General features: G+C 47.1%; 30 protein-coding genes. 28 read left to right on the top strand and 2 right to left on the bottom strand.

What is annotated here, in order from left to right; genetic code table 11:
• Positions 1–12 precede the first annotated feature (12 nt).
• The 18 genes from MKY82_RS19665 to MKY82_RS19580 all read left to right on the top strand — a co-directional run bounded on the left by MKY82_RS19665 (position 13) and on the right by MKY82_RS19580 (position 11,508).
• A complete protein-coding gene (locus tag MKY82_RS19665) occupies positions 13–558 on the top strand; it encodes a GNAT family protein (RefSeq protein WP_339294181.1) in 546 nt (181 codons plus the stop codon).
• A 23-nt stretch (positions 559–581) separates the two neighbouring features.
• Positions 582–860, top strand: coding sequence for a DUF402 domain-containing protein (locus MKY82_RS19660; protein ID WP_339218024.1), 279 nt, complete (start codon positions 582–584; stop codon positions 858–860).
• Between the two features lie 46 nt (positions 861–906).
• Positions 907–1,311 carry a hypothetical protein gene (locus MKY82_RS19655; protein ID WP_339294180.1) on the top strand — a complete coding sequence of 135 codons (405 nt, stop codon included), beginning with the start codon at positions 907–909 and terminating at the stop codon, positions 1,309–1,311.
• Between the two features lie 34 nt (positions 1,312–1,345).
• Complete coding sequence (locus MKY82_RS19650; protein ID WP_339294179.1) at positions 1,346–1,903, top strand: GNAT family N-acetyltransferase; 558 nt, start codon at positions 1,346–1,348, stop codon at positions 1,901–1,903.
• 129 nt (positions 1,904–2,032) lie between these two features.
• On the top strand, positions 2,033–2,779 hold the full coding sequence (locus tag MKY82_RS19645; RefSeq protein ID WP_339294178.1) for a GNAT family N-acetyltransferase: 747 nt from the start codon (positions 2,033–2,035) through the stop codon (positions 2,777–2,779).
• Between the two features lie 196 nt (positions 2,780–2,975).
• Complete coding sequence (locus tag MKY82_RS19640) at positions 2,976–3,698, top strand: class I SAM-dependent methyltransferase (RefSeq protein ID WP_194543259.1); 723 nt, start codon at positions 2,976–2,978, stop codon at positions 3,696–3,698.
• A 15-nt stretch (positions 3,699–3,713) separates the two neighbouring features.
• On the top strand, positions 3,714–4,193 hold the full coding sequence (locus MKY82_RS19635) for a GNAT family N-acetyltransferase (RefSeq protein ID WP_339294177.1): 480 nt from the start codon (positions 3,714–3,716) through the stop codon (positions 4,191–4,193).
• Between the two features lie 122 nt (positions 4,194–4,315).
• Entirely contained in the window at positions 4,316–4,900 is a 585-nt protein-coding gene (locus MKY82_RS19630) for a GNAT family N-acetyltransferase (RefSeq protein WP_339294176.1), read from the top strand.
• Between the two features lie 9 nt (positions 4,901–4,909).
• Positions 4,910–5,143 (top strand): hypothetical protein, encoded by a 234-nt coding sequence (locus MKY82_RS19625; protein ID WP_339218017.1) that lies wholly within the window; start codon positions 4,910–4,912, stop codon positions 5,141–5,143.
• A 25-nt stretch (positions 5,144–5,168) separates the two neighbouring features.
• The gene (locus tag MKY82_RS19620) at positions 5,169–5,867 is read left to right on the top strand and encodes a YjjG family noncanonical pyrimidine nucleotidase (RefSeq protein ID WP_339294175.1); all 699 of its coding nucleotides are present in this window, start codon (positions 5,169–5,171) and stop codon (positions 5,865–5,867) included.
• Complete coding sequence (locus MKY82_RS19615) at positions 5,818–5,979, top strand: zinc ribbon domain-containing protein (RefSeq protein WP_339294174.1); 162 nt, start codon at positions 5,818–5,820, stop codon at positions 5,977–5,979. Before MKY82_RS19620 ends, MKY82_RS19615 begins: the two co-directional genes overlap by 50 nt.
• A 30-nt stretch (positions 5,980–6,009) precedes the next feature.
• Complete coding sequence (locus MKY82_RS19610) at positions 6,010–6,657, top strand: HAD family phosphatase (protein WP_339294173.1); 648 nt, start codon at positions 6,010–6,012, stop codon at positions 6,655–6,657.
• Positions 6,658–6,988: 331 nt separating this feature from the next.
• Positions 6,989–7,606 carry a VTT domain-containing protein gene (locus MKY82_RS19605; protein ID WP_339294172.1) on the top strand — a complete coding sequence of 206 codons (618 nt, stop codon included), beginning with the start codon at positions 6,989–6,991 and terminating at the stop codon, positions 7,604–7,606.
• Complete coding sequence (locus tag MKY82_RS19600) at positions 7,606–8,142, top strand: phosphatase PAP2 family protein (protein WP_339294171.1); 537 nt, start codon at positions 7,606–7,608, stop codon at positions 8,140–8,142. The genes MKY82_RS19605 and MKY82_RS19600 overlap by 1 nt, the downstream gene beginning before the upstream one ends.
• Positions 8,143–8,164: 22 nt before the next feature.
• On the top strand, positions 8,165–9,406 hold the full coding sequence (locus tag MKY82_RS19595) for a glycosyltransferase (protein ID WP_220684827.1): 1,242 nt from the start codon (positions 8,165–8,167) through the stop codon (positions 9,404–9,406).
• Positions 9,407–9,424: 18 nt separating this feature from the next.
• A complete protein-coding gene (locus MKY82_RS19590) occupies positions 9,425–10,060 on the top strand; it encodes a DedA family protein (protein WP_339294170.1) in 636 nt (211 codons plus the stop codon).
• A gap of 177 nt (positions 10,061–10,237) precedes the next feature.
• Complete coding sequence (locus MKY82_RS19585) at positions 10,238–10,603, top strand: glyoxalase superfamily protein (protein ID WP_194543251.1); 366 nt, start codon at positions 10,238–10,240, stop codon at positions 10,601–10,603.
• Complete coding sequence (locus MKY82_RS19580; RefSeq protein ID WP_339294169.1) at positions 10,600–11,508, top strand: hypothetical protein; 909 nt, start codon at positions 10,600–10,602, stop codon at positions 11,506–11,508. The genes MKY82_RS19585 and MKY82_RS19580 overlap by 4 nt, the downstream gene beginning before the upstream one ends.
• Before the next feature lie 116 nt (positions 11,509–11,624).
• On the opposite strand, the gene MKY82_RS19575 is transcribed toward MKY82_RS19580, so the two are convergent.
• On the bottom strand, positions 11,625–13,052 hold the full coding sequence (locus MKY82_RS19575; protein WP_339294168.1) for a PLP-dependent aminotransferase family protein: 1,428 nt from the start codon (positions 13,050–13,052) through the stop codon (positions 11,625–11,627).
• Between the two features lie 113 nt (positions 13,053–13,165).
• On the opposite strand from MKY82_RS19575, the gene MKY82_RS19570 reads away from it, so the two are divergent.
• The 9 genes from MKY82_RS19570 (at position 13,166) to bshB2 (ending at position 20,707) form a co-directional block, all read left to right on the top strand.
• A complete protein-coding gene (locus MKY82_RS19570; RefSeq protein ID WP_339294167.1) occupies positions 13,166–14,146 on the top strand; it encodes an aldo/keto reductase in 981 nt (326 codons plus the stop codon).
• A gap of 60 nt (positions 14,147–14,206) precedes the next feature.
• Positions 14,207–14,731: a YfiT family bacillithiol transferase gene (locus tag MKY82_RS19565; protein WP_339294166.1), complete on the top strand. Its 525-nt coding sequence runs from the start codon at positions 14,207–14,209 to the stop codon at positions 14,729–14,731.
• A gap of 158 nt (positions 14,732–14,889) precedes the next feature.
• Positions 14,890–15,891 carry a Gfo/Idh/MocA family oxidoreductase gene (locus MKY82_RS19560; protein ID WP_339294165.1) on the top strand — a complete coding sequence of 334 codons (1,002 nt, stop codon included), beginning with the start codon at positions 14,890–14,892 and terminating at the stop codon, positions 15,889–15,891.
• A gap of 30 nt (positions 15,892–15,921) precedes the next feature.
• Positions 15,922–16,869, top strand: a complete 948-nt coding sequence (locus MKY82_RS19555) for an AraC family transcriptional regulator (RefSeq protein ID WP_339294164.1) — start codon at positions 15,922–15,924, stop codon at positions 16,867–16,869.
• 14 nt (positions 16,870–16,883) lie between these two features.
• The gene (locus MKY82_RS19550) at positions 16,884–17,972 is read left to right on the top strand and encodes a Gfo/Idh/MocA family oxidoreductase (protein WP_071218625.1); all 1,089 of its coding nucleotides are present in this window, start codon (positions 16,884–16,886) and stop codon (positions 17,970–17,972) included.
• A gap of 188 nt (positions 17,973–18,160) precedes the next feature.
• A complete protein-coding gene (locus tag MKY82_RS19545) occupies positions 18,161–18,955 on the top strand; it encodes an AraC family transcriptional regulator (protein ID WP_220687379.1) in 795 nt (264 codons plus the stop codon).
• A gap of 134 nt (positions 18,956–19,089) precedes the next feature.
• A complete protein-coding gene (locus MKY82_RS19540; protein WP_194543243.1) occupies positions 19,090–19,581 on the top strand; it encodes a DUF523 domain-containing protein in 492 nt (163 codons plus the stop codon).
• Between the two features lie 102 nt (positions 19,582–19,683).
• Positions 19,684–20,028 carry a YojF family protein gene (locus tag MKY82_RS19535; RefSeq protein ID WP_071218620.1) on the top strand — a complete coding sequence of 115 codons (345 nt, stop codon included), beginning with the start codon at positions 19,684–19,686 and terminating at the stop codon, positions 20,026–20,028.
• Positions 20,029–20,050: 22 nt separating this feature from the next.
• Positions 20,051–20,707 carry a bacillithiol biosynthesis deacetylase BshB2 gene (gene bshB2, locus MKY82_RS19530; RefSeq protein ID WP_113061801.1) on the top strand — a complete coding sequence of 219 codons (657 nt, stop codon included), beginning with the start codon at positions 20,051–20,053 and terminating at the stop codon, positions 20,705–20,707.
• A gap of 160 nt (positions 20,708–20,867) precedes the next feature.
• Here the strand turns inward: bshB2 and cdaS are convergent, their stop codons facing one another.
• Positions 20,868–21,485, bottom strand: coding sequence for a sporulation-specific diadenylate cyclase CdaS (gene cdaS, locus MKY82_RS19525; protein WP_194543242.1), 618 nt, complete (start codon positions 21,483–21,485; stop codon positions 20,868–20,870).
• A 249-nt stretch (positions 21,486–21,734) separates the two neighbouring features.
• Between cdaS and MKY82_RS19520 the strand changes: the two genes are divergently transcribed.
• On the top strand, positions 21,735–23,573 hold the full coding sequence (locus MKY82_RS19520) for an assimilatory sulfite reductase (NADPH) flavoprotein subunit (protein ID WP_339294163.1): 1,839 nt from the start codon (positions 21,735–21,737) through the stop codon (positions 23,571–23,573).
• Positions 23,574–23,581 lie beyond the last annotated feature (8 nt).

The following is a 23,581-nucleotide window of genomic DNA, read 5'->3' as shown; positions in this document are numbered from 1 at the left end:
GGGGGGCGTCGCATGACCATAACGATACAAACTTCTCGTCTGCAATTGAAGACGATTGATCGGGATCGGGCAGCGGATGTGGTGGATGTTATCGTTAAGAACGATGAGCATTGGAAGGTATGGGAGCCAGCTAGAGAAGCTGAGTTTTATACCATCGATAAGCAGGAGGAGATTCTGGAAGCGGAGAGCCGAAGCATAGCAGACGGATCTCTGTTTAAAGTGTGGCTGCATAAAGATGATGAAATTATCGGTTCGATTGCGATCAGCAATATCGTTCGGGGCGTCTTTCAATCGGCCCATGTGGGATACAAGCTGGCAAAGGCTCATACGGGGCAAGGGTATATGACCGAAGCGCTAAGGGCCGTGGTCGACTATTGCTTTGATACGATGGGGCTGCACCGGCTGGAAGCTAACATTATGCCAAGAAACATAGCTTCGTTGAATGTAGTGAGAAGATTAGGCTTCTACGAAGAAGGACTGGCCGTCAAATATTTGAATATTAACGGCGTCTGGGAAGACCACCTACATATGGTAATCCGCAATGAACGCATGGAATAACGCATGAGAACGATATTTCTAGGGTGAATGGAGTTAGTGACGAAGGGATCCCTTATTGGGATGATCTCTATCTGGATGTTATTGTGCTTCCAGACGGAAGCCTCTTCATTCAAGATGAAGATGAGCTAGAGGAAGCCTTACGCCAAGGGCATATTGAGTTTCAAGATTATAAGCTGGCTAAAGAAACGGCGGCAAAGATCATTTTGGAGATCCGGTCTGGAGAAAACAAGGTGATCAACAATAGTATCAGGCACTTTTGGCAATTGATTACGGATATAGGGGGGTGTAGCTCTGAAGAGTAGACGTCGAGTTGGTTCATGGATCTGCATCCTATGGATGGTATTGGTATTGTCCTCCTGTCAGAGCGAAGGGGAAAAGGTAGAGCATGTTGAGGCTTATATCGTTGAAAATACAATAATGAATGCTGGTGGATTCTATGTGCCTGCAGGTTATAAAAAAGTGAATTCCATTACCAACCATGAAGATAATCGAGGAGCAACGCTGTCGCGAGTACGGGCGATTGAAGACTATTATGATAGCGACGGAAACTTTATTCTAACAAAGGTGTACGATCAGAGTCATAAACGATTAAAAAATCTACAGACGGAGGATACAAACAATCTCGAGCAGGAGCTTGATCAACCTCTAACCCTCCACATCCTTGATGATCATGCTTGGAAACCTGTCCAGTTAACCGATGAACAAAAGGATGAGGTTAAAGCCCATGTTTTGAAACACACCAAAGATCTGTGAGACTATTGTAATTGAAGCTACAAGGAGGCCTAACATGCTTCAAGTAGAAGTCAGGCGACCAAATCGCGGCGATATAAAAGCTATGGAGCATTTTTTCAGGTTCGTAATTACCGATACTTTTGCCAAAGAAGGCTTGGCAGATTTACTGGAGGATATTGAACAGGAGATTGACAGCAAAAATAGGTACCTGAACGCAGATTTTGAAACGAACGGAGAGCAGAGATATTTTCTCATCGGACTGCTAGATAACAGCATTGTGAGCTGCATCGAGTATGGACCATCTAATGCATTGATCCGGGAAGCTACCGATGGGAGATTGCGTGATGTGGTTGAAATCGGAACGGTATTTGTTCATCCGGATTGCCAACAGCAAGGGATCGGAAATCTAATGTTAAATATCATGTATCTTACGCTTCTCAATAAAGGATTAACGGAATTTTGTTTGGATAGCGGATACTCTCGTGCACAGAAGATATGGAAGAAGAAGCTGGGTGAACCCGATTATGTCCTACAGGACCATTGGGGGAGTGGAGCAGATCATATGATATGGAAACGAAGACTTGCAGATGTTCCAGTTATATTCAGTTTATAAGGCGGTTAATTCCACTAACGAAACCGGGTGAACGGTCTGGTTCAGAGTAAGGAATAATACATTTTATTTATTGAATAAAAATTCATATTAACGTATATTTATTCCTAACATATTGTAGGAGTGATTTACGTGCATAAGAGAATCGAGGAGCTTACCTTAAACGCTTGGCCAGCGCTCCAAACCTTGACACAACAGGGATGGTTGTTACGATTTGCAGACGGCTATACCAAGAGATCCAACTCAATTCAAGCTCTCTATACGGAGTCTTCGATCGACCTTAATAGCCAGATTGAACAATGTGAGCGTTTATATGTTAAGGCCGGACTTGACGTCGTATTTAAAATCACACCATTCAATCCGCAGGAACTCGATCCTATTTTAGAATCCAGGGGTTATACCCTATTGGATCCTACCAGTCTCCGAGTATTGGCTCACCTGGATGATATGGAGTCGCCATCCCATAAGGAAGTTCAGATCGAAGACAAGCTGACCGATGAATGGCTGGATGTGCTTGCGGACATAACCGGAATATCCGAGAAGAACAAGGCTGTAAAAAGAAAGCTGTTTAACTATTCCGTGATACAATATGGATTCTTCATCCTATATGATCGTACTGAACCTGTAGCATGCGGAATTGGTGCATTGGAGCAGGGCTATGTAGGAATATATGATTTGGTTACCGCTCCGGCCTGTCGAAATCGTGGGTACGGCAAACAGTTAATGTTACATATTCTGCATTGGGCCAAGAAACATGGGGCTACAAGCAGCTATTTACAGGTGGTACAGAATAATTTTGCCGCAAGCCGATTGTATGATCATCTTCAGTATAAAGAGATCTATTCCTATTGGTATAGGCACAAGCATATCGAAGGGTAAGCACAACCATAATCATGGATGTTCATAAGTCTGCTGCTTACTTGAACAAAGGGTTACTCAATCTGAGGAACGGTTGTATAATCATGGAAGATGACTGAGCGGATGCCCCGACTTTAGATGATGTTATCTAAGTAGGGGTCTTTATAGCTTACGAACTCTTATTTGGCTGCAGATAAAGACATGAAGGTTACTTATTATGCGAAAAGTTGGTGTATCCATGTTTGATTTATCGTCGAAATATTATGACGTGATTTACAGCTTTAAGGATTATGAGCAGGAGGCGCAGCAGGTCCGGCAATATATTAGAAGACAGGGTAAGGATTACCGGACCGTACTCGACGTTGCCTGTGGAACCGCGGAACACGCCTTTTTCTTAAAGCAGCACTATACGATCGATGGTATCGATTTAAATCCGGAATTCGTTTCGATCGCGAAGTCGAAAAATCCGGATGGTCATTATTCGGTTGCCGACATGACCCGTTTTCGCTTGGACCGGAAATATGATGTGATCCTCTGTCTGTTCAGCTCCATCGGATACGTGAAAACGTTGGAAATGTTGGTGCAGACCCTAACGCAGTTTAAGGAGCATCTGAACGAAGAGGGTGTCATTCTGGTTGAGCCGTGGCTGACACCGGATGTCTGGACCACCGGAAGAGTGGACACGATCATGACCGAGCATCGCGGGATCCATATGAGCAGGATGTCCCATTCGGACCGCGAAGGCGATATTTCGATCATGAAAATGGAGTATTTGTTTGGAAGCGAGCATGGTATCGAGCATTATACGGAGGAGCATCGCTTGGGGCTCTTTACCGTGAAAGAGATGATCGAGGCATTCCAGGAAGCGGGCCTTCGCGTGGAGCACGATCCGGAAGGCATGATTGGAAGAGGCATGTATATTGCACAAAATGTGAAGTAAGGAGGACCTTGTATTATGTACATCCATAGGCCGCTGGCAGACGAGGATCTATCAACGATATGCAGCTTTCCTCAGACGCCGGAGGAGCTGTTTTATGTTAGTCCCAGATCAGAGTTCCCTTGGACGCCGGAGCAAGTCTTGAGTTTGCTGGAAAATCGATATGATCCCACGGTTATTGTTGAAGAATCTAGTGGGCAGGTAGTGGCTTACGCAAATTTTTATGAGGATATTGATCAATCTCTGTGGCTTGGCAATGTTATTGTTGCTCCGTCGCATAGGGGAATGGGAGCCGCACAGAAGCTGTTACAGACCATGATGGATATAGCCAAAGAGAAATATGGAATGACTCGCTTTTATCTTAGCTGCCATAATACCAATTCCAGAGGGCTTGTTTTTTATCATAAACTTGGTTTTGAGCCCTACGATGTCTGTATTACGACGCTAGATGATGACCGGAAGATGATTACCATTCAGATGAGGCTGAATTTGGTCTGAGCTGGAAGGAAATATTCAAAGCCTCTCAATTGTTGAGCCTGATGATGCTTATACTCGGGCCGGTCAATTGATGCCATCGTCATGGGCCAGGGAACATAAGCAAATCAATACAGGAGGCTAAATTGAACCACAAGATAAATATCGATGCTCAAGAAATACCCTTTACAATTGAATGTGAGGACATCCTGCTCAGGGAATATATGGTGAAAGATGTTGATGCGATCTTTAAGATCACGCATGAACCGGAGATCAGACAGTTCCTGCCCGGTTGGGATGTACCCAGGGAACAGCGGCTTGAATGGTTAACCAACTATGAAATTGTGGAGAATCGGCAGTTCTTGCAGGCTGTTCAAAACGGCGGGGATGTGGGACAGCTTCGTCTGCGACTAGCCATGGTCTTGAAAGCAACAGACGAATGTATCGGCTGGTGCAATACAGGTCCTAAAGAGGAGCTGCCCCAGCCCAATCGAGAAATTATGTACGGAATCTCGAATCAGCATTACAATAAGGGATATACCACCCAAGCTGTAAGGGCATTAATCCAGTTTTTGTTCCAAAATACAAGCGAGCGCGAGCTGAGTGCATTAGCCGTTCTTCATAATCATGCCTCCAATAAAGTGATCCAAAAATGCGGGTTTAAGTATGTGGGCGAAATTGAGCTTGAGCAGGAGCGGCATCATCTCTATAAACTCCGAAGAGAGAGTTAAGGAGGTATTATGAAACAGCTTGCTTTGGGTGCAGGGTTCTTTATTTTGATCGAATTGCTTCTATTTATGCTCTTCGGAGTAGACGAATGGGTCATGATAATACTGGCAGTAGGGGTAATCATTACATTGTTATTGTTAATACTTGTTCGTCTAACGGAGCTGGTAAAGAGTAACAGGGATCGTCTAAAGCACCAACAAAGGCAGAAGATTCGGGAATTAAATCAACAATCCAGATTGGAATAAGGGTGAGCATGTAAGGAGGGCAGCCGTGCGTTACAACGTAATTTTATTTGATGCAGATGAAACCTTATACGACTATGCCAAGTCGGAGGCTTTTGCGTTATCCGGCGTATTTGGCGAGATTGGTCAGGAGTGCACGGATGCCATCGTAGACAGCTACAGACGCATTAATCAGCAGTTGTGGAGTGATTTTGAGCAGGGGAAGGTTACACAGCGTGAATTGCGTACAGCCAGATTTGAGCGTTTGTTGGCAGAACACGGCATTACGTGCGCCTTGGATGCCGATGCCTTTAGCGATGTTTACATAAAATATTTAGGGCAAGGCTCCTTCCTAATGGAGGGGGCGGAAGAGCTGTGCAGACAACTGACCGAGCGCGGTCAACGAATGGCGATCATTACGAACGGAATTAAGGAGGTGCAGTTTAACCGTATTAGCCGATCGTTGTTATGCGATTCCTTTGAATGCATCATTGTTTCAGAGGATGCAGGGTCCCAAAAGCCTCATGAAGGCATATTCGATTATGCCTTTGATAAGTTGAACCATCCCGACAAGAGCGAGGTTCTTATTGTTGGTGATTCACTAACTTCCGATATACAAGGAGGTATTCGTTACGGGATCGACACCTGCTGGTATAACCCGCTGCGCAAGGCAAACCCGACAGCCATTCAACCTAAATATGAGATTCATTCCCTTATGGAGCTGCACGATATCATTTCATTTGAGTGATGTCTTTGTATCCTGCACCCGCTGCGGCTTCGTCGAAGTATTCAATCCCGATGTCCTCAGAGGCCATAAATCCGGAGTGCTGGGAATGGTACTCGATATAATCTGGCGTTAACTAAAAACATTTTATCAAAGGAGTTTGAACATGATACAGGCATTTATTTTTGACATGGATGGGGTTATTATTGACAGTGAACCGCTTCACTTTGAAGTCGATATTCAGGTGATGAACGACTACGGATCGGCGATAACCCATGAACAGCTGGAGCAGTATGTAGGTATGACCAATCCGGAGATGTGGGCAGCCATTAAGGATGAACATCAGCTTACCCAATCCGTTTCGGAAATCATTGAATACCAATTGTCCAATAAAATTGAAATGCTTACTTCCCGGGAAATGGAGCCTATTGATGGCATACGGGAGCTCCTTGCGGAGCTTAAAGCACGAAACATACCGGCGGCTATAGCATCTTCATCGCCACCTGTATTTATTTCAGCCGTTTTGCGTAAGTTTGATCTCCTGGATCATTTTCAATGCGTTGTGAGCGGTGAAGAAGTGGAGAAGGGAAAACCGGCGCCGGATGTATATCTGAAGGCGGCTGAATTGCTCGGTGTGGATCCGGAGCATTGCATGGTGCTTGAGGATGCAAGGCACGGCGTTGCTGCAGCGAAGGCGGCTGGCATGAAATGCATCGGCTTCGTGAACCCGAATTCGGGGAATCAGGACTTATCGCAGGCCGATCATGTGGTGAACTCGGTCCGAGAAGTCCCGCAAATTTGTCAATTTGAATAGCACATGGTCTTAGAACTTGGCAGCCTGGCCGCGCATTGCGGCTAAGCTGTTTTTTTGTTTTTGGTCCAAATGGTTATAAACTCAACTTATTGATCATAAAACTCGTTTATACTATATCTACTATATTATATCTACTATTAGTATCTAGACCTAAGTCTAGGTTCATTATCGTCTGAAGACGGAAGTCATCCTTTCCCAATCATGATATCCTTTCATTAACATGATTTCGGAGAGGAATGTGAACGGATGAATTTGATTTTAAATGTAACCAACGATATCGCACAGCATACGGGCTGCCAAGTAGAAAGCCTAGCAGAGGAGACAAGGCCAGATGGATTTTTTACGTAATTTAGGCGATATCGGATTATTTATTCATGCTATGATCGATGCGATTATTTTTCCGATTCCGGCTCTTTTCTCGCAATTGTCTTTAAGTGCATTGAGTCCAGATCGTGCGATCTGGCTTGCCACGATCGGATTTGTCGGCTGCCTGATCGGAACGCCGATTGGTTATGGAATCGGCAAGGTTTCCGGAAATTTGGTCTTAACCAAGATCATGAAGAAAAAATGGTACGATTCGGCCACCACTTTGTTCACCAAGCATGGGGAAGCCGCTATTCTTGTCGGTGCGTTTACGCCGATTCCGTTCAAAATCTTCACCATCCTCTCCGGTTGTATGAGTTATCCTTTATGGAAACTACTCAGTTACGCAGCCCTCGGGCGTGCCGTGAAGTTCTATACCGTAGGTATCCTGTTCTACGTGTACGGGCGTGCTGCAGAGCATATGGTGGACGGTGTACTTACGATCATTCTACTGTCTGTAGGTGCTCTGATAGGAGGGATCTGGCTGACAGTGCGTCTTGTCAAGAACCGCAAGAAGAAACGTGCGGAGGTCCCTGTTGTGCAGGGTCCACCAGAATCGACGGATGTAACGGCAGGTGAAGAGTAATGATAGAACGATTGCGGAGATTCGATCATCGGGTATTCGTCTGGTGCAACCAGACCATCAGCAACAGAGCTTTTGATCGGTTGTTCGGAGGTATCACCCATCTCGGTGGAGCCACCTTCACGATCCTGAGTGCACTGCTCATCGCCTGGGTAGCGTTTGAAGCATGGGACATAACGGCATATCAGAGTGCCATTGCCTTAACCGTTAGCCATCTGATTGTTGTCCTCATCAAGAAGATCGTCAGAAGAGATCGCCCATTCCGGGTTCTGGAGCAGGTGAAGATTGGAAATTTCCCATTGAAGGACTATTCATTCCCGTCAGGACATACCACAGCGATCTTTGCCGTGATTACACCACTGCTCTTTCTGGTATCACCGCTGCCGACGATACTGCTGCTTATCCTGGCTGTGCTGGTCGGTCTATCCCGTATTTATTGGGGATATCATTACCCGACGGATTGTCTCGCAGGCAGTCTGATTGGATTCGGTTCAGGATGGCTGGTCGTTTACCTGATGCATGTCATTGGAATCACATAACGTTAGATAAGGAGTAATATTCATGAGATCCATATATGAGCAAAAAATCATCATATTAACCGGAAGTCTGGGAGAGGGTCACAACCAGGCATCAAAGGCCATTGTGGAATCAGCAAAAAGAAACTACCCTCATCTGCGCGTTAAAGTCATTGATTATATGGAGTTAACCCATCCGCGGCTGCATGTGGCCGGTCAGTTTTTCTTTATGCAGTGGATGAAGCATTTCCCATCCGTTTACGGCTATTTATTTCAAAAAACGCGCGAGGAAAACACGCTCATCCATATGCTGAAACGCTTCAGCACCTTCAGTCTTCACAAGCTCAGCACGATGCTGGAAACGGAAAATCCGGCTATCGTGGTCAGCACGTTTCCGCCGGCAGCAGCAGGGATGTCTCTGCTGAAAGGGATGGGCTTTACCAATGTACCGACGGCAACCGTCATGACGGACCATACGGATCACAGCTACTGGATACACGCTCATACGGATTATTACATGGTTGGTTCCGATGTGGTGCAGGTTGCGTTGGAGCGCAAAGGCGTGCCAAGCGAAAAGATTTCCGTAACCGGCATCCCCGTCAATCCGCTGTATAGTCAGCCAATGGATCCCGGACGGCTCCGAGCTCATTATGGCTTGCGTCCATCCGAGCAGGTTGTGTTGATCATGGGCGGCGGAGAAGGGATGATCGATAAAGAAATTATCGAGCTCTTGAAATCAAGGTCATACCCGGAGGATGTTCGGTTTATGGTCGTGTGCGGCCGTAATATGAAGTTGTATCAAGCTTTGCTGGAGGAGTTTGCTGGTCATCCGCAAATCACTGTTATGGGTTATGTGGATCGCATGCATGAATTGATGGCGATAGCGGACCTGATGGTGACAAAACCGGGAGGACTCACGATTTCCGAGGCGTTAACGATGGAGCGGCCGATGCTGTTAGTAAAACCCTTGCCAGGCCAAGAGCAGGATAATGCGGATTATCTGGTTGGAATAGGCGTGGCACGGCAGGCCATGGCCGGTGAATTGAAGCATCAACTGCTGACATTAATTAAGAGTCCGTCCTTGTTGCGAGAGATGAAACGACAGGCCGCCTTGAACACGCATAAAGATTCGGCTTTGCTGGTCCTGACAAGACTGATGGATATACAGCAGAATCAGCGCTTTTCCCGTGAATGGTCTGAAGAGGTGAATCCGGTGCCCTACGAGGTCCTGAACAGAGAAGTTTATGTGAATGAAACGCTACAACACTACTATGACAGTTATCGGTAAGATGAAGGAGTTTTCCCCATGAATTTGTTTGAATTGGTTGAGCAGTTATTTGAACAATATGGTTATCTAGTGTTATTGATTGGGCTCCCCCTTGATTTTATTGCTCTTCCAATTCCTCCTGGAAACAGCACATTGACCTATACCGGTTTTTTAACCTATAAAGGAATTATCGATATGGCACCTGCAGTTGGATCTGCTTTTATGGGAGCGGCCATGGGGTTAACCATTACCTATATCCTGGGATACAAACTCGGGATGCCGCTTATCGAGCGATATGGAAAATGGCTGTTTATCAAGCCGTCCCTTGTAGAGAAGACGCAGGCCTATTACAACAAATATGGAAATAAGCTGCTCATTATTTGTTTTTTCATACCCGGGGTCAGGCAGTTTATCGGGTATTTTATCGGCATGATTCGGGTTCCCTATCGGACGGTGTGGCTGTATGGATATACGGGCGTGGCTGCATGGGTATTGGCTTTTTTCAGCATTGGTTTTATATTCGGCGAGCAGTGGCAGTACATTCTGAACGTGGTGGAGCATTATTTGAAAGTGATCTTCATTTGCCTGGCCAGTTCATTTGTCGTTTTGCTGGTGTGGAGTCGTATAAAACGCGAGAAGGCCAAGAAGTTGGCCAAAGTGACCAGGAATGAATAATGATATAATTAAAATGAATACTTGCAAAAGATGGCCCAGCAATGTGGATGCATGGATCTGTGCTGGGTTTTTAGATTTAGGACGAGCCTGGCGGAATTTATGATATATTCTAAATAAGTCAACGGCAGCGCATACATAACGAGTTCGAAAAAATACGGGTGTAGTTAGGGGCAGACCATGAGCAAAGTCATACCTTTATTCAGAGTGTTTGATGAACCGAAGGCAAGGGAATTCTATATTCACTATCTTGGTTTTACTTTGGATTGGGAACACCGCTTTGATGAAACGGCACCGCTTTACATGCAAATATCAAAGGAATCGGTAACGATTCATTTGACGGAGCATTACGGTGACTGTTCCCCGGGAGCAGCTATTCGCGTGGAGATGGCGGGGATTGAGGGGTTTCACGAACAGCTGTTAAACCAGAACTATCCGTATTCCAGACCCGGGATAGAGATTGCGCCATGGAACAGCAAAGAGCTATGTGTCACAGATCCATTCGGCAACCGAATCACTTTCTACGAGGAGTTGGAACCCAAGTGAAGAAGCTAAACAGGATGCGATTTGAACAAGCCAGGCAATATATGCTGCACCGGGCCAGGGATCTTGAACGGTCATTGTTCCGGTATGATTTCGAGAACGAGTCGTTTACGGACGTGTTGACTGAGTTGGATAGCTATCAGAATGAGGACGGTGGATATGGTCATGGACTTGAGCCTGATCTTCGGTGCAGAGAGTCATCTGCTCTGGCAACAACCAGAGCGCTGGAGATTCTTCGCTTGAATCCAGATCATCCGGAGCGGAACGAACGGGTAATATCCGCTTTAAAGTATCTCGAGCATTCCTATGTGCCAGAACGGTCAGGGTGGGATATCATCCCTAAGGAAGCCGAGCAGTCTCCAAGGGCGATATGGTGGCAGTATGGTGCCTTCAAAGATCATTGGGGAAATCCGAATGCGGATATTATCGCCTATTTTATCGACGAGCGGGAGTTATACCCTTTGGAGTTTTTGGAATCAAGGATTGATTATGCTGTGAACTACCTGAAACAATCCAGCGATCTTCATGAAATGCATGAATTGTTTTGTTATTTGCGTTTGAACGAAAGATTGTCAACAGAACAGGCGTCCGAGATCGGAGAAACACTTGAGGTCTTCATGGATCATTGCATAAGCAGGGATCCTGGCAGCCGCGAGGGATACGGAGCAACGCCCCTCAGTATTATGGATTCGCCGGATTCGCCCTATTTTGCCAAATACCGCGAGCTTCTTCCGCTGGAACTGGATGAGCTTATAGGGAATCAAGGGGAAGATGGTGCCTGGGAGCCCAATTGGAGCTGGTACCAGTACGAAGAGGTATGGCCGTTGGCCAAGGAGGAATGGAAGGGCGTTCTGACATGGAATGCACTTCGGACGCTGCGTAATTTTGAACGGATTGAGGGAGTTTGACATCGAATCCCTGGATAAAACAGAAATGGCTCGGTTCCCATACAGCGGACGAGCCATTTTTTTAATATAGTTGTTGAAAGCATGAATCCATCTAAAATCCATATCATGTCAAATATTCAAGTGAGTATCTTGCAAGAGGAAGCAAACAAGTAAAGTCGGCGTAATCCTTCCTCGATTTCTTCGGATGACAGGTTTCCATATCCTAACACGATACCGGTTGTACGCAGGGGGCTAGAGGATGAGATTCTGTAATTCGATACAGGCTCAACACGGAACCCGTAAGAAGCCGTGTCATTCCATGGAAGAAGGGCGTAGGGCTGTGGATGGAAAATAATCTGTAGATGCATTCCCGCATCATCGCCGAGAACGGAAATATCTGCTCCGAATAAGTGCTGAAGCTGCTCCGTCATGACATTGCGCCGTTTCTTGTACATTTTCTTCATCGTATGGATATGCCGTTCCAGATACCCATCCAACATGAATTGGCTTAATGCTTTTTGAATGATGTACGGAGTATGTAAATTCAATTTATCTTTCATTTCGGCAATGGTATCGGTTAGACTCGGTGGTACAATCATAAATCCGATCCGAAGGCTGGGCGACAGCGTTTTGCTGAATGTTCCTACATAGATAACCCTTGAAGGTGACAGCGTCTGTAGAGGAGGCACAGGGATCCCTCGAAGCCGGAACTCGCTGTCATAGTCATCCTCGATAGCGAAAGAGTCGGCTTCCTCCAGCATCCCTATGATCTGATGTCTCCGCTGAATGGATAATACGCTGCCGGTTGGAAACTGATGTGATGGCGTTAATAAAACCAGATGACCTGGAGCGATACTCGACAAGGCGTCGACGCGCATTCCGCTATGATCAACCTCGACCGGAACAAGATTATAGTTCATCGTCTGAAAAATATCCCGGGTAATATCGATTGTCGGGTCTTCGATATAGATGGAATGAAACTTGGAAGATAACGATTTGGCAAGGAGAAGGAACCCTTCAGTGGCACCGGACACAATCACAATTTGTTCGGGTGAGCATTGGATGCCTTTAGCCCGGAATACATAGTCGCAGATGGCAGAGCGCAGCGTCGAATCCCCTTTGATGTGACCGTAATCATGGTCTTCATATTCGGAAGATTCAGAGGCTGCTTTCAAATACTTGGCCCAGATGTGTCGTGGAAACATGTTCCGATCGGGAACGCCCGTGGCAAAATCAATGACGTGTTCATGCTGAGTGGTTGTCTGCCTCTGGAACGGCTGCTTGCTCGAAGAGGGAGCGGTACGCGGATTGGGAACGGGGATGATACCTTCCGCTACATAGGTGCCGGAGCCTACACGCCCCTCCAGATATCCTTCAGCCGTCAGCTGCTCATATACCTCAATGACGACATTGCGCGCAATCCCCCATTCTTTTGCCAGAACGCGCGTAGGAAGCAGACGAGTTCCGGCTGTCAGTTGTCCCGATTCGATGATCCTTCGCAACTGCTGACATATCTGACGGGTTACCGTCAGTTTAGATTCACGGTCGATCTGAATGCCGTACACCGTATCCCTCCTCTAATTGGTTCCTCCAAATTCCTTATCATTGGATCTCATCAGAGACCATTCTCCTTATTATAATGATGACGAACTGATTCGAAAAGGGAGGAAATATAACAATGAAACGAATGTTAGGCAGATCGCAAATATCGGTAAGTCCGCTCGGTCTGGGCTGCTGGGCCATAGGCGGGAAATTTACATTGGACGGCTTGGCGGATGGATGGGGAGAGGTGAATGAACGCGAATCCATAGCGGGGATTCACGCTGCGTTGGAACGGGGCGTTAACTTTTTTGATACTGCAGATGTATACGGAACGGGCCATAGTGAACGGGTCCTGGGCCAAGCGTTAAAGGGAAGGCGGCAGGAAGCGGTGATTGCCACCAAATTCGGTTTTACGTATGATGAGTCAACAAAGGAGGTTTTCACTCGTCACAATGTTTCAGCGGATTATGTCCGCAGCGCTTGCGAGCGATCACTTCAACGCCTGGACACTGATTATATCGATGTCTATCAAATTCATGTAGGCGGATTAAGTCTTGGCGAGGTGGAGTCGGTGATTGATACCTTGAACGGTCTTCGTCAAGATGGGCTGATCCGAACATATGGCTGGAGTACATGGGATGTGGCCAATGCAGAATGGTTTGCTCGAAAATCGGAAGCCGCGGCAATTCAACATGTGCTGAATGTTCTCAGTGACGACAAGGAGATGCTTGCCCTCTGTGAGCGTTACGGTTTAGCAAGCATCAATAATACACCTTTGGCTATGGGGCTCTTAAGCGGGAAATTCAACCATGACTCCAGGTTCAGTGATCAAGATGTAAGGGGGAGCGGTCACGATTGGGTTTCCTATTTCAAGGATGGTAAACCGGTACCATCGTTTCTGGCTAAACTTGAGGCGGTTCGAGAGATTTTAACCAGTGAAGATCGGACTTTGGTGCAAGGGGCGCTGGCATGGATTTGGGGGAGAAGCCACGTCGCGATCCCGATTCCGGGTTTTAAAACGAGGAAGCAAGTGGAGGAATTGACTGGGGCCGCTCTTTTCGGACCACTATCGGACGGTCAAATAAACGAAATTGAAGATATAATGGGCTCGTTGTAAAATGCTATTATCATTACTATACGAATGATTCAAAAAATGATGGTCAAGGAGTGAGGGAACATGGACTTGAGATACCCGATAGGACAATTTGAATGGGAAGGGCCATCGACGCCTGAACAGAGGGAGCTCTGGATTGAAGAGATTAAGAGCCTGCCGGAGAAACTGAGGGCTGCCGTGCAGGGGCTAAGCCAGGAACAGCTGGATTTATCATATCGAGATGGAGGCTGGAGCATCCGACAGGTCGTTCACCATCTGGCCGACAGTCATATGAACAGCTATATCCGGTTCAAACTTGCTTTGACGGAAGACAACCCAACGGTTAAGCCTTATGACGAGCAGAAGTGGGCAGCCCTTGAGGATTCAATGACGGCGGATGTTGATGCTTCACTCGTTTTGATTGATGGCATACACGCCAGATGGGTCGCTTTATTAAACATCATGAATACCGAGGACTATCTCAGAACGTTCTATCACCCCGAGAACCAGCGAAAAACGAGCCTGGAATACGCAACGGGCATGTACGCCTGGCACGGTAAACATCATACTGCACATATCACAACTGCAAGAGAACGCTTGATACTGTGAGTTTTCAGATGATTCTGCTCCGTCAACTGGCGGAGTTTTTGTTTGCCATCATGTCGTGATATCTAACTTGATTGTCGCAATTTTACACTGTGAATCGGGCGGTTCGTGTGATAGATTAATGGCATGATGTCTTAATATTAGATACTGAGGTGACGAGAATGATTAGAATCGGAAAAATTAGTTATTGGCATGTACACGCGTGGGATTATACGAAACAAGCGCAGGAGCATCCGGATGCTCAAATCGTAGCGGTATGGGATGAGAACCCGGGGCGCGGAAGAGAAGCTGCAGAGAAGCAAGGCGTACCTTTTTATGAGTCCCTGGACGACATGCTGCAAAGTGACGATATCGATGCCGTGATCGTGGATGCTCCGACATCCATGCACAGAGAAGTCATGTTGAAAGCTGCGGCGGCAGGCAAACACATATTCACGGAAAAAGTAATTGCGGCCACCCTGCAAGAGGTCAACGATATCATCAATGCCGTGAATGAGCACCAGGTCAAATTAACGGTATCGCTACCGCGGCTGAATGACGGCTATACCTTGGCGATCCGCGAGGTATTGCAGCAAGAGCTGCTTGGCACCGTAACACTCGTTCGTGTACGCTTGTCTCATAATGGCGCGACTGCCGGTTGGCTGCCTGAGCATTTCTACAGCCTGGAGGAGTGCCGTGGAGGCGCATTAATCGATCTGGGATGCCATCCGATGTATTTGACACGCTTGTTCCTCGGTGAAGAAGCGGTTGATGTCCATGCGAATTTCGGATACATCACGGGTAAAGAGGTGGAAGACAACGCCGTTGCTACGCTTTCTACGGCTACGGGAGCTGTCGGTGTGGTTGAAGCCGGATTTGTAAACAACTTCTCGCCATTTACAATTGAAATTCATGGTACGGACGGAACGATTCTGTACGGAACGCCTGACGACAAACTTCTGATTCGTTCAACGAAAAAAGAAGAGTACAAGGATGCCTGGGTAGAGCTGCCGGTGCCTGCGAATCGTGCAAGTGCATTTGAGCAATGGATTTCCCATATTCAAGAAGATACCATTGCAGAGGAAAATATCGCATATGCGGTTGAATTAACCAAACTGATGGAAGCCTCCAACCGTTCGGCCAATGAGCATCGCGCCATTCGTTTGGATGAACTGCAAGCATAAGAGCATAAGATACAGGGATGATGCATCAGGATGAATAACCATTTTCCATACGAATTGATGAAAGATCGGCAGGATGCCTTGGAGCGACTTGACCTGAGAGTTTATTGGGGACGTTATGAAATCCGTGTTCTTCGGTTTCATCTCACCACCTTTCCGCCAGGAAAGATTGTCTCTTTCCATAAGCATGCGGAGTATGAATTTCATTTCATACCCCGCGGCAAGGGGAGCGTTATTATGGAAGAAGAGCCTTATGCGCTGCGGGAAGGCATGTTTTATCTAACAGGTCCGAATGTGCTTCATTATCAGGAGGCGGATGCAGCGGAGCCGATGGATGAATTATGTCTGCACGTGGACATTATTCCGCGCGATGAGGTGTCCGAACATGAGAGTCCGGCACTGCCTCCTTCGGATCCATGGGAAATGGCGGAAGCCGATGACTGTATGGAGAAGCTGAGAGGATTACCGCTGAAGCCAACGATGGATATCCATCGTGCGATGCCTTATTTCCTTGAGGCTTATCAGGCTTCTCAAGAGAAGTATTCGGGTCTGTATACAACGATTAAACAGTGCATTATTCAGATACTGCTGCGCGCTGTACGCGCATATGAATCCGAGCCATCGGAAGCGGAACTGCCTTCACGGGATATGAAGGCTTACCGCTATCAATTGGCACTGGAGTATATTCATGCGAACTCTTCGGGAGAGGTTGTATTGGATGACGTCGCGGAGAAGCTGCATATCAGCTCAAGACAGCTGCAGCGAATATTCAAGGAGCAAGCGGAAGGGCAGTCCTTCAGCGAAATACTGGAGCATGTCCGCCTTGAAGCCGTATGCAGGAAGCTGATCGATACCAATTGGTCGATTGATAAAATCGCAATGCACGAAGGCTTCTCAAGCGGAAGTTATTTGCATACCGTATTTCGAAAGAGATATGGATATACGCCATCAACATATCGGGCAATGAATGTGAAATTGTAGGGGGAGTATCAGCCATGAGCAAAACCATTCGAATTGGAATTATTGGAAGCGGCGGCATTGCGGGGGAGCATGCAAAATACTATAAACAAATCGACGATGTGCAGATTGTCGCTGTAGCTGATATTTTACCCGGCAGAGCCGATCAATTTATTGAGCGCTGGGGGCTTCAGGGAGCGATCGGATTTGATGATCACCGCAGATTGTTGGATCTCGACCTGGATGGCGTGAGCATCTGTACGCCAAACGTTGCGCATTATAGCACCACGGTTGATGCGCTGTCAGCGGGCAAACACGTAATGCTCGAGAAACCGATGTCGGTCACGTTGGATGAAGCCATCGAGATGGTTCAGATTTCGAAAAAAACCGGAAATATGCTCAACGTCGGCTTCCAGCCGCGTTATGATCCGAATATGGGCATCATTAAGAATCTGATTCAAAAGGGCGAGCTAGGAAAAGTGTATTATGTGGAAACCGGAGGCGGCCGCCGCCGTGGAATGCCGGGTGGAACGTTTGTCCGGCAGGAGATTTCAGGGGCAGGCGCCATGGCGGACATTGGCTGTTATTCCTTGGACATGGCCCTGAACGCGCTTGGATATCCCAAGCCGTTAACGGTATCCGCGTATACATCGAATTATTTTGGAACAAATCCCAAATACCACTCCGAATCCAGTGCGTTTAATGTTGAGGATTTCGGCGTAGCGATGATTCGATTCGAAGGAGACCTTGTGCTTAACTTCAAAACGTCATGGGCTATGCATATGGATACCCTGGGGGCGACGATGTTCCTGGGCACGGATGCGGGCATGAAGATTACCCCGGCAGGTTCAGGCCCTTGGAGCGGTGTGTGGGACGGGAAGGTAGGATCAATCTCCATGTTCCATGATATCCAAGGTCATCATACCGAGAGCGCCATACCGCTGGTCCATCATGAGCTTAACGTATTCCAGGAGAAAATCAAGGATTTCGTAAGCGCTGTGCGTGAAGGCAAGCCGGCGCCGATCCCGGGAGAGCAGGTGCTTCGGAATCAAGCGATTCTGGACGGTATTTTGCGTTCTTCCCAGAGCAAAAAAGAGGTTGAGATTCATATTCCGGACTTGGATTGATAGTGAGAAAGCCGCGCTTGCAGCGCGGCTTTTTTATGTGCATGATTATACATGCGAGGTGATATTTTTAACATATAAAGCTTCCATTTTTTAGATGGATATGATAGTATGAATGCGAACAATTGTTCCTCGAACGTTTTGGAATGGCCCCATACATAATATCCGGAATGAAGGATGGTGCAGACCTGATGACTGATCGATATGCTGAAATCGATGAGGTAATCGCGTATATTCACAACAATATCTATGAGCCCCTTCCGTTATCAACACTGGCGAATTACATAGGATACAGCCCATATCATTTTTCACGTATATTTAAGGATCGAATCGGACTGCCACCATTATATTACGTGTCCTCGCTTCGTTTGGAGAAGGCGAAGGATTTGCTATTACATACACATCTGAGTATCCGGGATATCGCCATGGAGATCGGTCAGCAGAGTCTGGGCACATTTACGACACGCTTCACGGAAAGAGTAGGCGTGACCCCTTCCCAGTTTCGAAACTCGAAGGAAGAGGCGGACGAGCATTTGTCATCCCTGCAGAAACTGAACAGCTGGCGTGACTCCATACCGGTCGAGAATCCCAATCTGACAGTAGAAGGCACGATAGAGGCAATGGCTCCATTTCAGGGCGTGATCTTGATCGGGCTGTTTGCCAAGCCGATTCCCGAAGGGCTTCCGTTATACGGAACTTTGTTATCTTCCGTCGGCTCGTTTCGGTTCGGCGACGTCAGTCCCGGAACGTATTATCTGATGGCTACTTCGGTACCATGGGGCATGCAGGCGGTCGATTTTTTGCTTCCAAAGTCTACCACACTGCGTACCCGTTCGAAGGAACCTATTATCGTTACCCCAAACGCTAAGACTCCGCATCTTCATGTAACTTTGCATGTTCCCCGGCTGGATGATCCGCCGATATTGATTTCTTTGCCATTATTAATGAATCACTTCCTCAAAAGGGTTGCTCCCATGATGCGTTAGATGAGGGATATGATCGGTACCCTATGCATTTCGTTGACATTTGAGTTCCGATTCCTGATACTAAAATATGTGCAAACGGCTTAGACAGTAGTAGGTAGTAAAAAGGTAAGAACGAGAGATTTGAGGTGGCCTTTGTGATTGTTGTAAGCTCATGTTTAGCCGGTTTGAAGGTTCGTTATAACGCTACGGACAGCCTGGATACGAATATTCAGCAGCTGGTTGAAGCAAAGAAAGCCGTGGCCGTATGTCCCGAACTGCTTGGCGGATTCTCAACTCCACGGGAGCCGGCGGAGATCGTTGGAGGAAACGGAGATGATGTATTGGCAGGGCATGCTAGAGTGGTTGAGCTATCCGGGAAAGACGTGACCGAGATGTATATAAAAGGTGCATACCAAACGCTTCGAATGGCGCAAGAGCTCGGAGCTTTGCTGATCGTATTAAAAGAGAGCAGTCCTTCCTGCGGAAGCTCCATGATTTATAATGGAGAATTTGCCAATGAGAAAACAGCCGGTTATGGCGTGACAACGGCTCTGCTGCGCAAGGAAGGCTATACGGTTATTTCGGAGCATGAGCTTAATGCATATGCAGTACAACCGGAATACGCCACGCTTTTTACTGCGAGATAAATCATGCGTCTTGGTTTATGTATTTTCGTCCTGCTCTAAAATTATGATAGAATGATCCTATCGACTGCTTGCATGTTGTGATTCTTTATATTGGAGGGAACTATGGAACTCATAAATCAAACCGAAGTACAACAAATGATTGATAAATTGAAGGACCAGGATTTATATATTCATCTTGAGATGACGACAGGCGCTTATGCTGCCCATTATGACAGCACGAAGCATCCCGCGGCTAACTTTATTACGAATGCAATCATTCGTTACAGCCACGGTTCGATATCCGGCAATGGACCCTATCGGGTTGGATTGAAAATGAGTCAGGGCTGGGTATATACCGAAGGACTCACCCATTTCGAACAGACGGATACCGATCGGCTGATTATGGCAGGTCATGACAGTCAGGGCAAACTGGTTGTCGCTTTGCAGTTGAGCCGGGAGCCTTTTTAATAGAGAGAGGAGACGAGGATTGATGGAGCAAAACATACTGGTCGTATTGCCGCACCCGGATGATGAAGCATTTGGTTTGTCCGGTACGCTGGCTAAATATATTATGGAAGGCGCTCATGTTACCTATGCCTGCTTAACGCTTGGGGAGATGGGCCGTAATATGGGCATTCCACCGTTTGCGAACCGTATCACCCTTCCAACCATTCGCAAAGCAGAGCTGGAGGAATCCTGCAAAGCTATAGGCATACAGGATTTGAGATTGCTTGGTTTCCATGATAAAACGATTGAATTCGAGGATCAAAATAAGCTGGATAGCGTGATTGCCTCTCTGCTTCAGGAGATAAAGCCATCGCTGGTGTTCACGTTTTACCCTGGATATAGCGTCCACCCTGACCATGACGCAACGGGCGCGGCCGTAATCCGCACGATTCAGCGGATGCCGGCAGGAGATAGACCTGTCGTTCAATGTCTGGCATTCTCCAACAATTGTGAGCAAGAATTGGGTAAACCGGATGTTTATCAAGATGTATCCATGTTCATGGTACAGAAGCTGAACTCCATTCAAGCCCATCGCTCTCAATTCCAAGCAGCAGAGCTGCTGGGCAAGAAACAGATGAAGGCCAAGGAAGTGGAGCAGCGCTTCGGTACGGAACGTTTCTGGACCTATACATTTGCATAAAATCCCCACCATGGGATGATCCATAAAAAGAGCCGCAGAATCAGCATCTGCGGCTCTTTTGCATGGTTTGGAATCGAGTGCTTTGTTTGAAGATGACAGCCTTCAGGGAAGATTTTACTTCATTTGCTATCTAGGAGGCTCTACGATTAAGCATTAGATATTAGGGGCTGCTGATGGATAAAGGATAGAGGGTGCCCTTCATGCAGAAGGAGGTCTTGCCCGTCTCCTCCGATACAACGAGGACCAAGGCATCGCTGATCTCGGACAAGCCAATGGCTGCACGGTGACGCGTGCCGAGCTTACGATCCCCATACGTTTTGGCTGTTAAAGGCAACACGTTCGCGGCGGAAATAATCATCTCTTTACGTACGAGCACGGCTCCATCGTGCAGCGGGCTGTCTGGAACGAATATGGATTCAAGCAGGGGACTTGTGATTTCTGCAGACAAGGGAATCCCTGGCGTCATTAACGAATCAAGTCCATCTTCCCGTTGAATCACAATGAGCGCACCCCGTTTTTTTTGACTGAGATGATATATGGATTTCGCGATTTCTTGATATTTGCTGGTGAAGGGGAAGAGAAAACAATTGAGATAATACGTAGAAGAAATCGATTCGGCTTCTAAAAATTTTGTTCTGACATGATCCAGCTCACCCAGCAGACATGAACTGTCCTGGTCCAAATTGAGAATGATATGCTGTAATTGTCTTGTGATATCTGTGAGCTGTTCCTTCAATTTGTTTTTCAGCGGCGTAAAATTGCAATCATGATTTAACATCCGAAATCTTCCTCCTTATGATTGGTATCATTGCCATTCGGAGATATCGATATTCTCTATCGTAAACAGGGTCGGGTTTCGCTTGTAGTAAAGCCCGGAAAATCGATTTATTAGTAAAACTGATAAATGCTATAAGAACATTGTAATTGACCGGTTCAGGTAAGCTGTGATAGGTTCAGAGGAGTAATAAAATTAATTGTATCGTAATAGTAGGAATTAATAATGTGCGCTTTTGAGAGGTGGATATTGTTGGAACTTCAAGTAATGAACAGTCCTTTTAATCAGGAGCAGGTGGAACTGCTGAACCGCCTACTGCCTACACTGACGGAATCCCAGCGGACCTGGCTCAGCGGATTCATCGCTGCGTTACAGGGAACGGAAGCCGCAGCAGCAGTTGCGGCAGCACCACAGGCGAACACGTTAGCTGCTGTATCGGCACCGGTGGCGACGGCTACTAAAGAAGTCACAGTCCTGTACGGATCACAGACAGGCAATGGTCATGGATTATCGAAAAAGCTATCCAAGAAGCTCGAAGAGGTTGGCCTGCAGGTCACGATGTCTTCTATGAGCGATTTTAAACCCAATAATCTGAAGAAGTTGCAGAATCTCCTGATAATCGTCAGTACGCATGGAGAGGGAGAGCCGCCGGATAATGCTATACCATTCTATGAATTTCTGCACAGCAAGCGGGCACCTCAGGTAGACCATCTTCAATATTCCGTACTGGCGCTGGGGGATACCTCGTATGAATTTTTCTGCCAAACGGGTAAAGATTTCGACAAACGGCTCGAGGAATTGGGCGGCAAGCGGCTGACGCCAAGAGTCGATTGCGATGTGGACTTTGATGAGTCGGCTGCAGAATGGATGAATCAGGTTCTTCTATCGTTGAATGAAGCTGGAGCGGGATCATCCGTTGTCGAAAATGGGAGTGCGGTAGCCCTGAGCGATAGTACGGAATCGGAATTTTCGAGAAGCAATCCATTTCAAGCGGAAATTCTCGAGAACCTGAATTTGAACGGAAGAGGATCCGACCGTGAAACTCGTCATATCGAAATTTCTCTTGAAGGATCGAATCTGCAGTATGAGCCGGGCGACAGCTTAGGAGTCTATCCGGAAAACCATCCGCAGCTGGTGGATGACCTCATCGCTGCAATGGGATGGAATGCGGATGAAGTGGTCGTTATTAATAAACAAGGTGAAGCGCGAGCTCTTCGGGATGCCTTGCTCCGTCACTACGAGATTACCGTTCTCACGAAACCACTGATCGAGCAAGTGGTTAAAATGTCAGGGAATGAAGGTCTTCGGACATTGCTGGAGCCAGGTCATGAGCAAGAATTGCGCACTTATATCGAGGAACGGGATTTGCTTGATCTGGTACAGGATTATGGCCTGCAGCAAGTGGCGGCAAGCGATTTTGTATCCATACTGCGCAAAATTCCTGCTCGATTGTACTCGATTGCCAGCAGCTCCAAAGCCTTCCCTGATGAAGTTCATGTTACCGTTCGAACGGTGCGTTATGAAGCACATGGCCGCCGCCGCTACGGCGTATGCTCCGTGCAATTGGCGGAACGTCTGAAAGCGGGCGATACGCTGCCTGTATACATTCAGCATAATCCGAACTTTAAGCTGCCCGAGAATCCGGACACCCCGATCATTATGATCGGACCCGGTACAGGCGTGGCACCTTTCAGAGCCTTTCTGGAAGAACGGGAAGAGACGGGGGCAGAAGGAAAATCATGGCTGTTCTACGGAGACCAGCATTTCTCGACGGACTTCCTCTATCAGATTGAATGGCAGCGTTGGTTGAAGGATGGAGTATTGACGCGCATGGATGTTGCTTTCTCACGGGATACGGACAAAAAAGTATACGTACAGCACCGCATGCTGGAGAAGAGCAAGGATCTATATCAGTGGCTCCAAGAAGGAGCTTGCGTCTATGTCTGCGGCGATGAGAAGAAGATGGCTCATGATGTGCATTCTGCGTTGGGGTCTATTCTCGAACAAGAAGGCCGGATGAGTCCGGAAGAAGCTGCGGAATATTTGACGCTCATGCAGCAACAGAAACGTTATCAGCGGGATGTGTATTAAGATCACCC

The organism is Paenibacillus sp. FSL W7-1279 (genome assembly GCF_037969845.1).
Classification (GTDB): Bacteria; Bacillota; Bacilli; order Paenibacillales; family Paenibacillaceae; genus Paenibacillus_AQ.
Note: the sequence above shows the minus strand (reverse complement) of the source record. Positions and strands in the feature narration are given on the sequence as shown.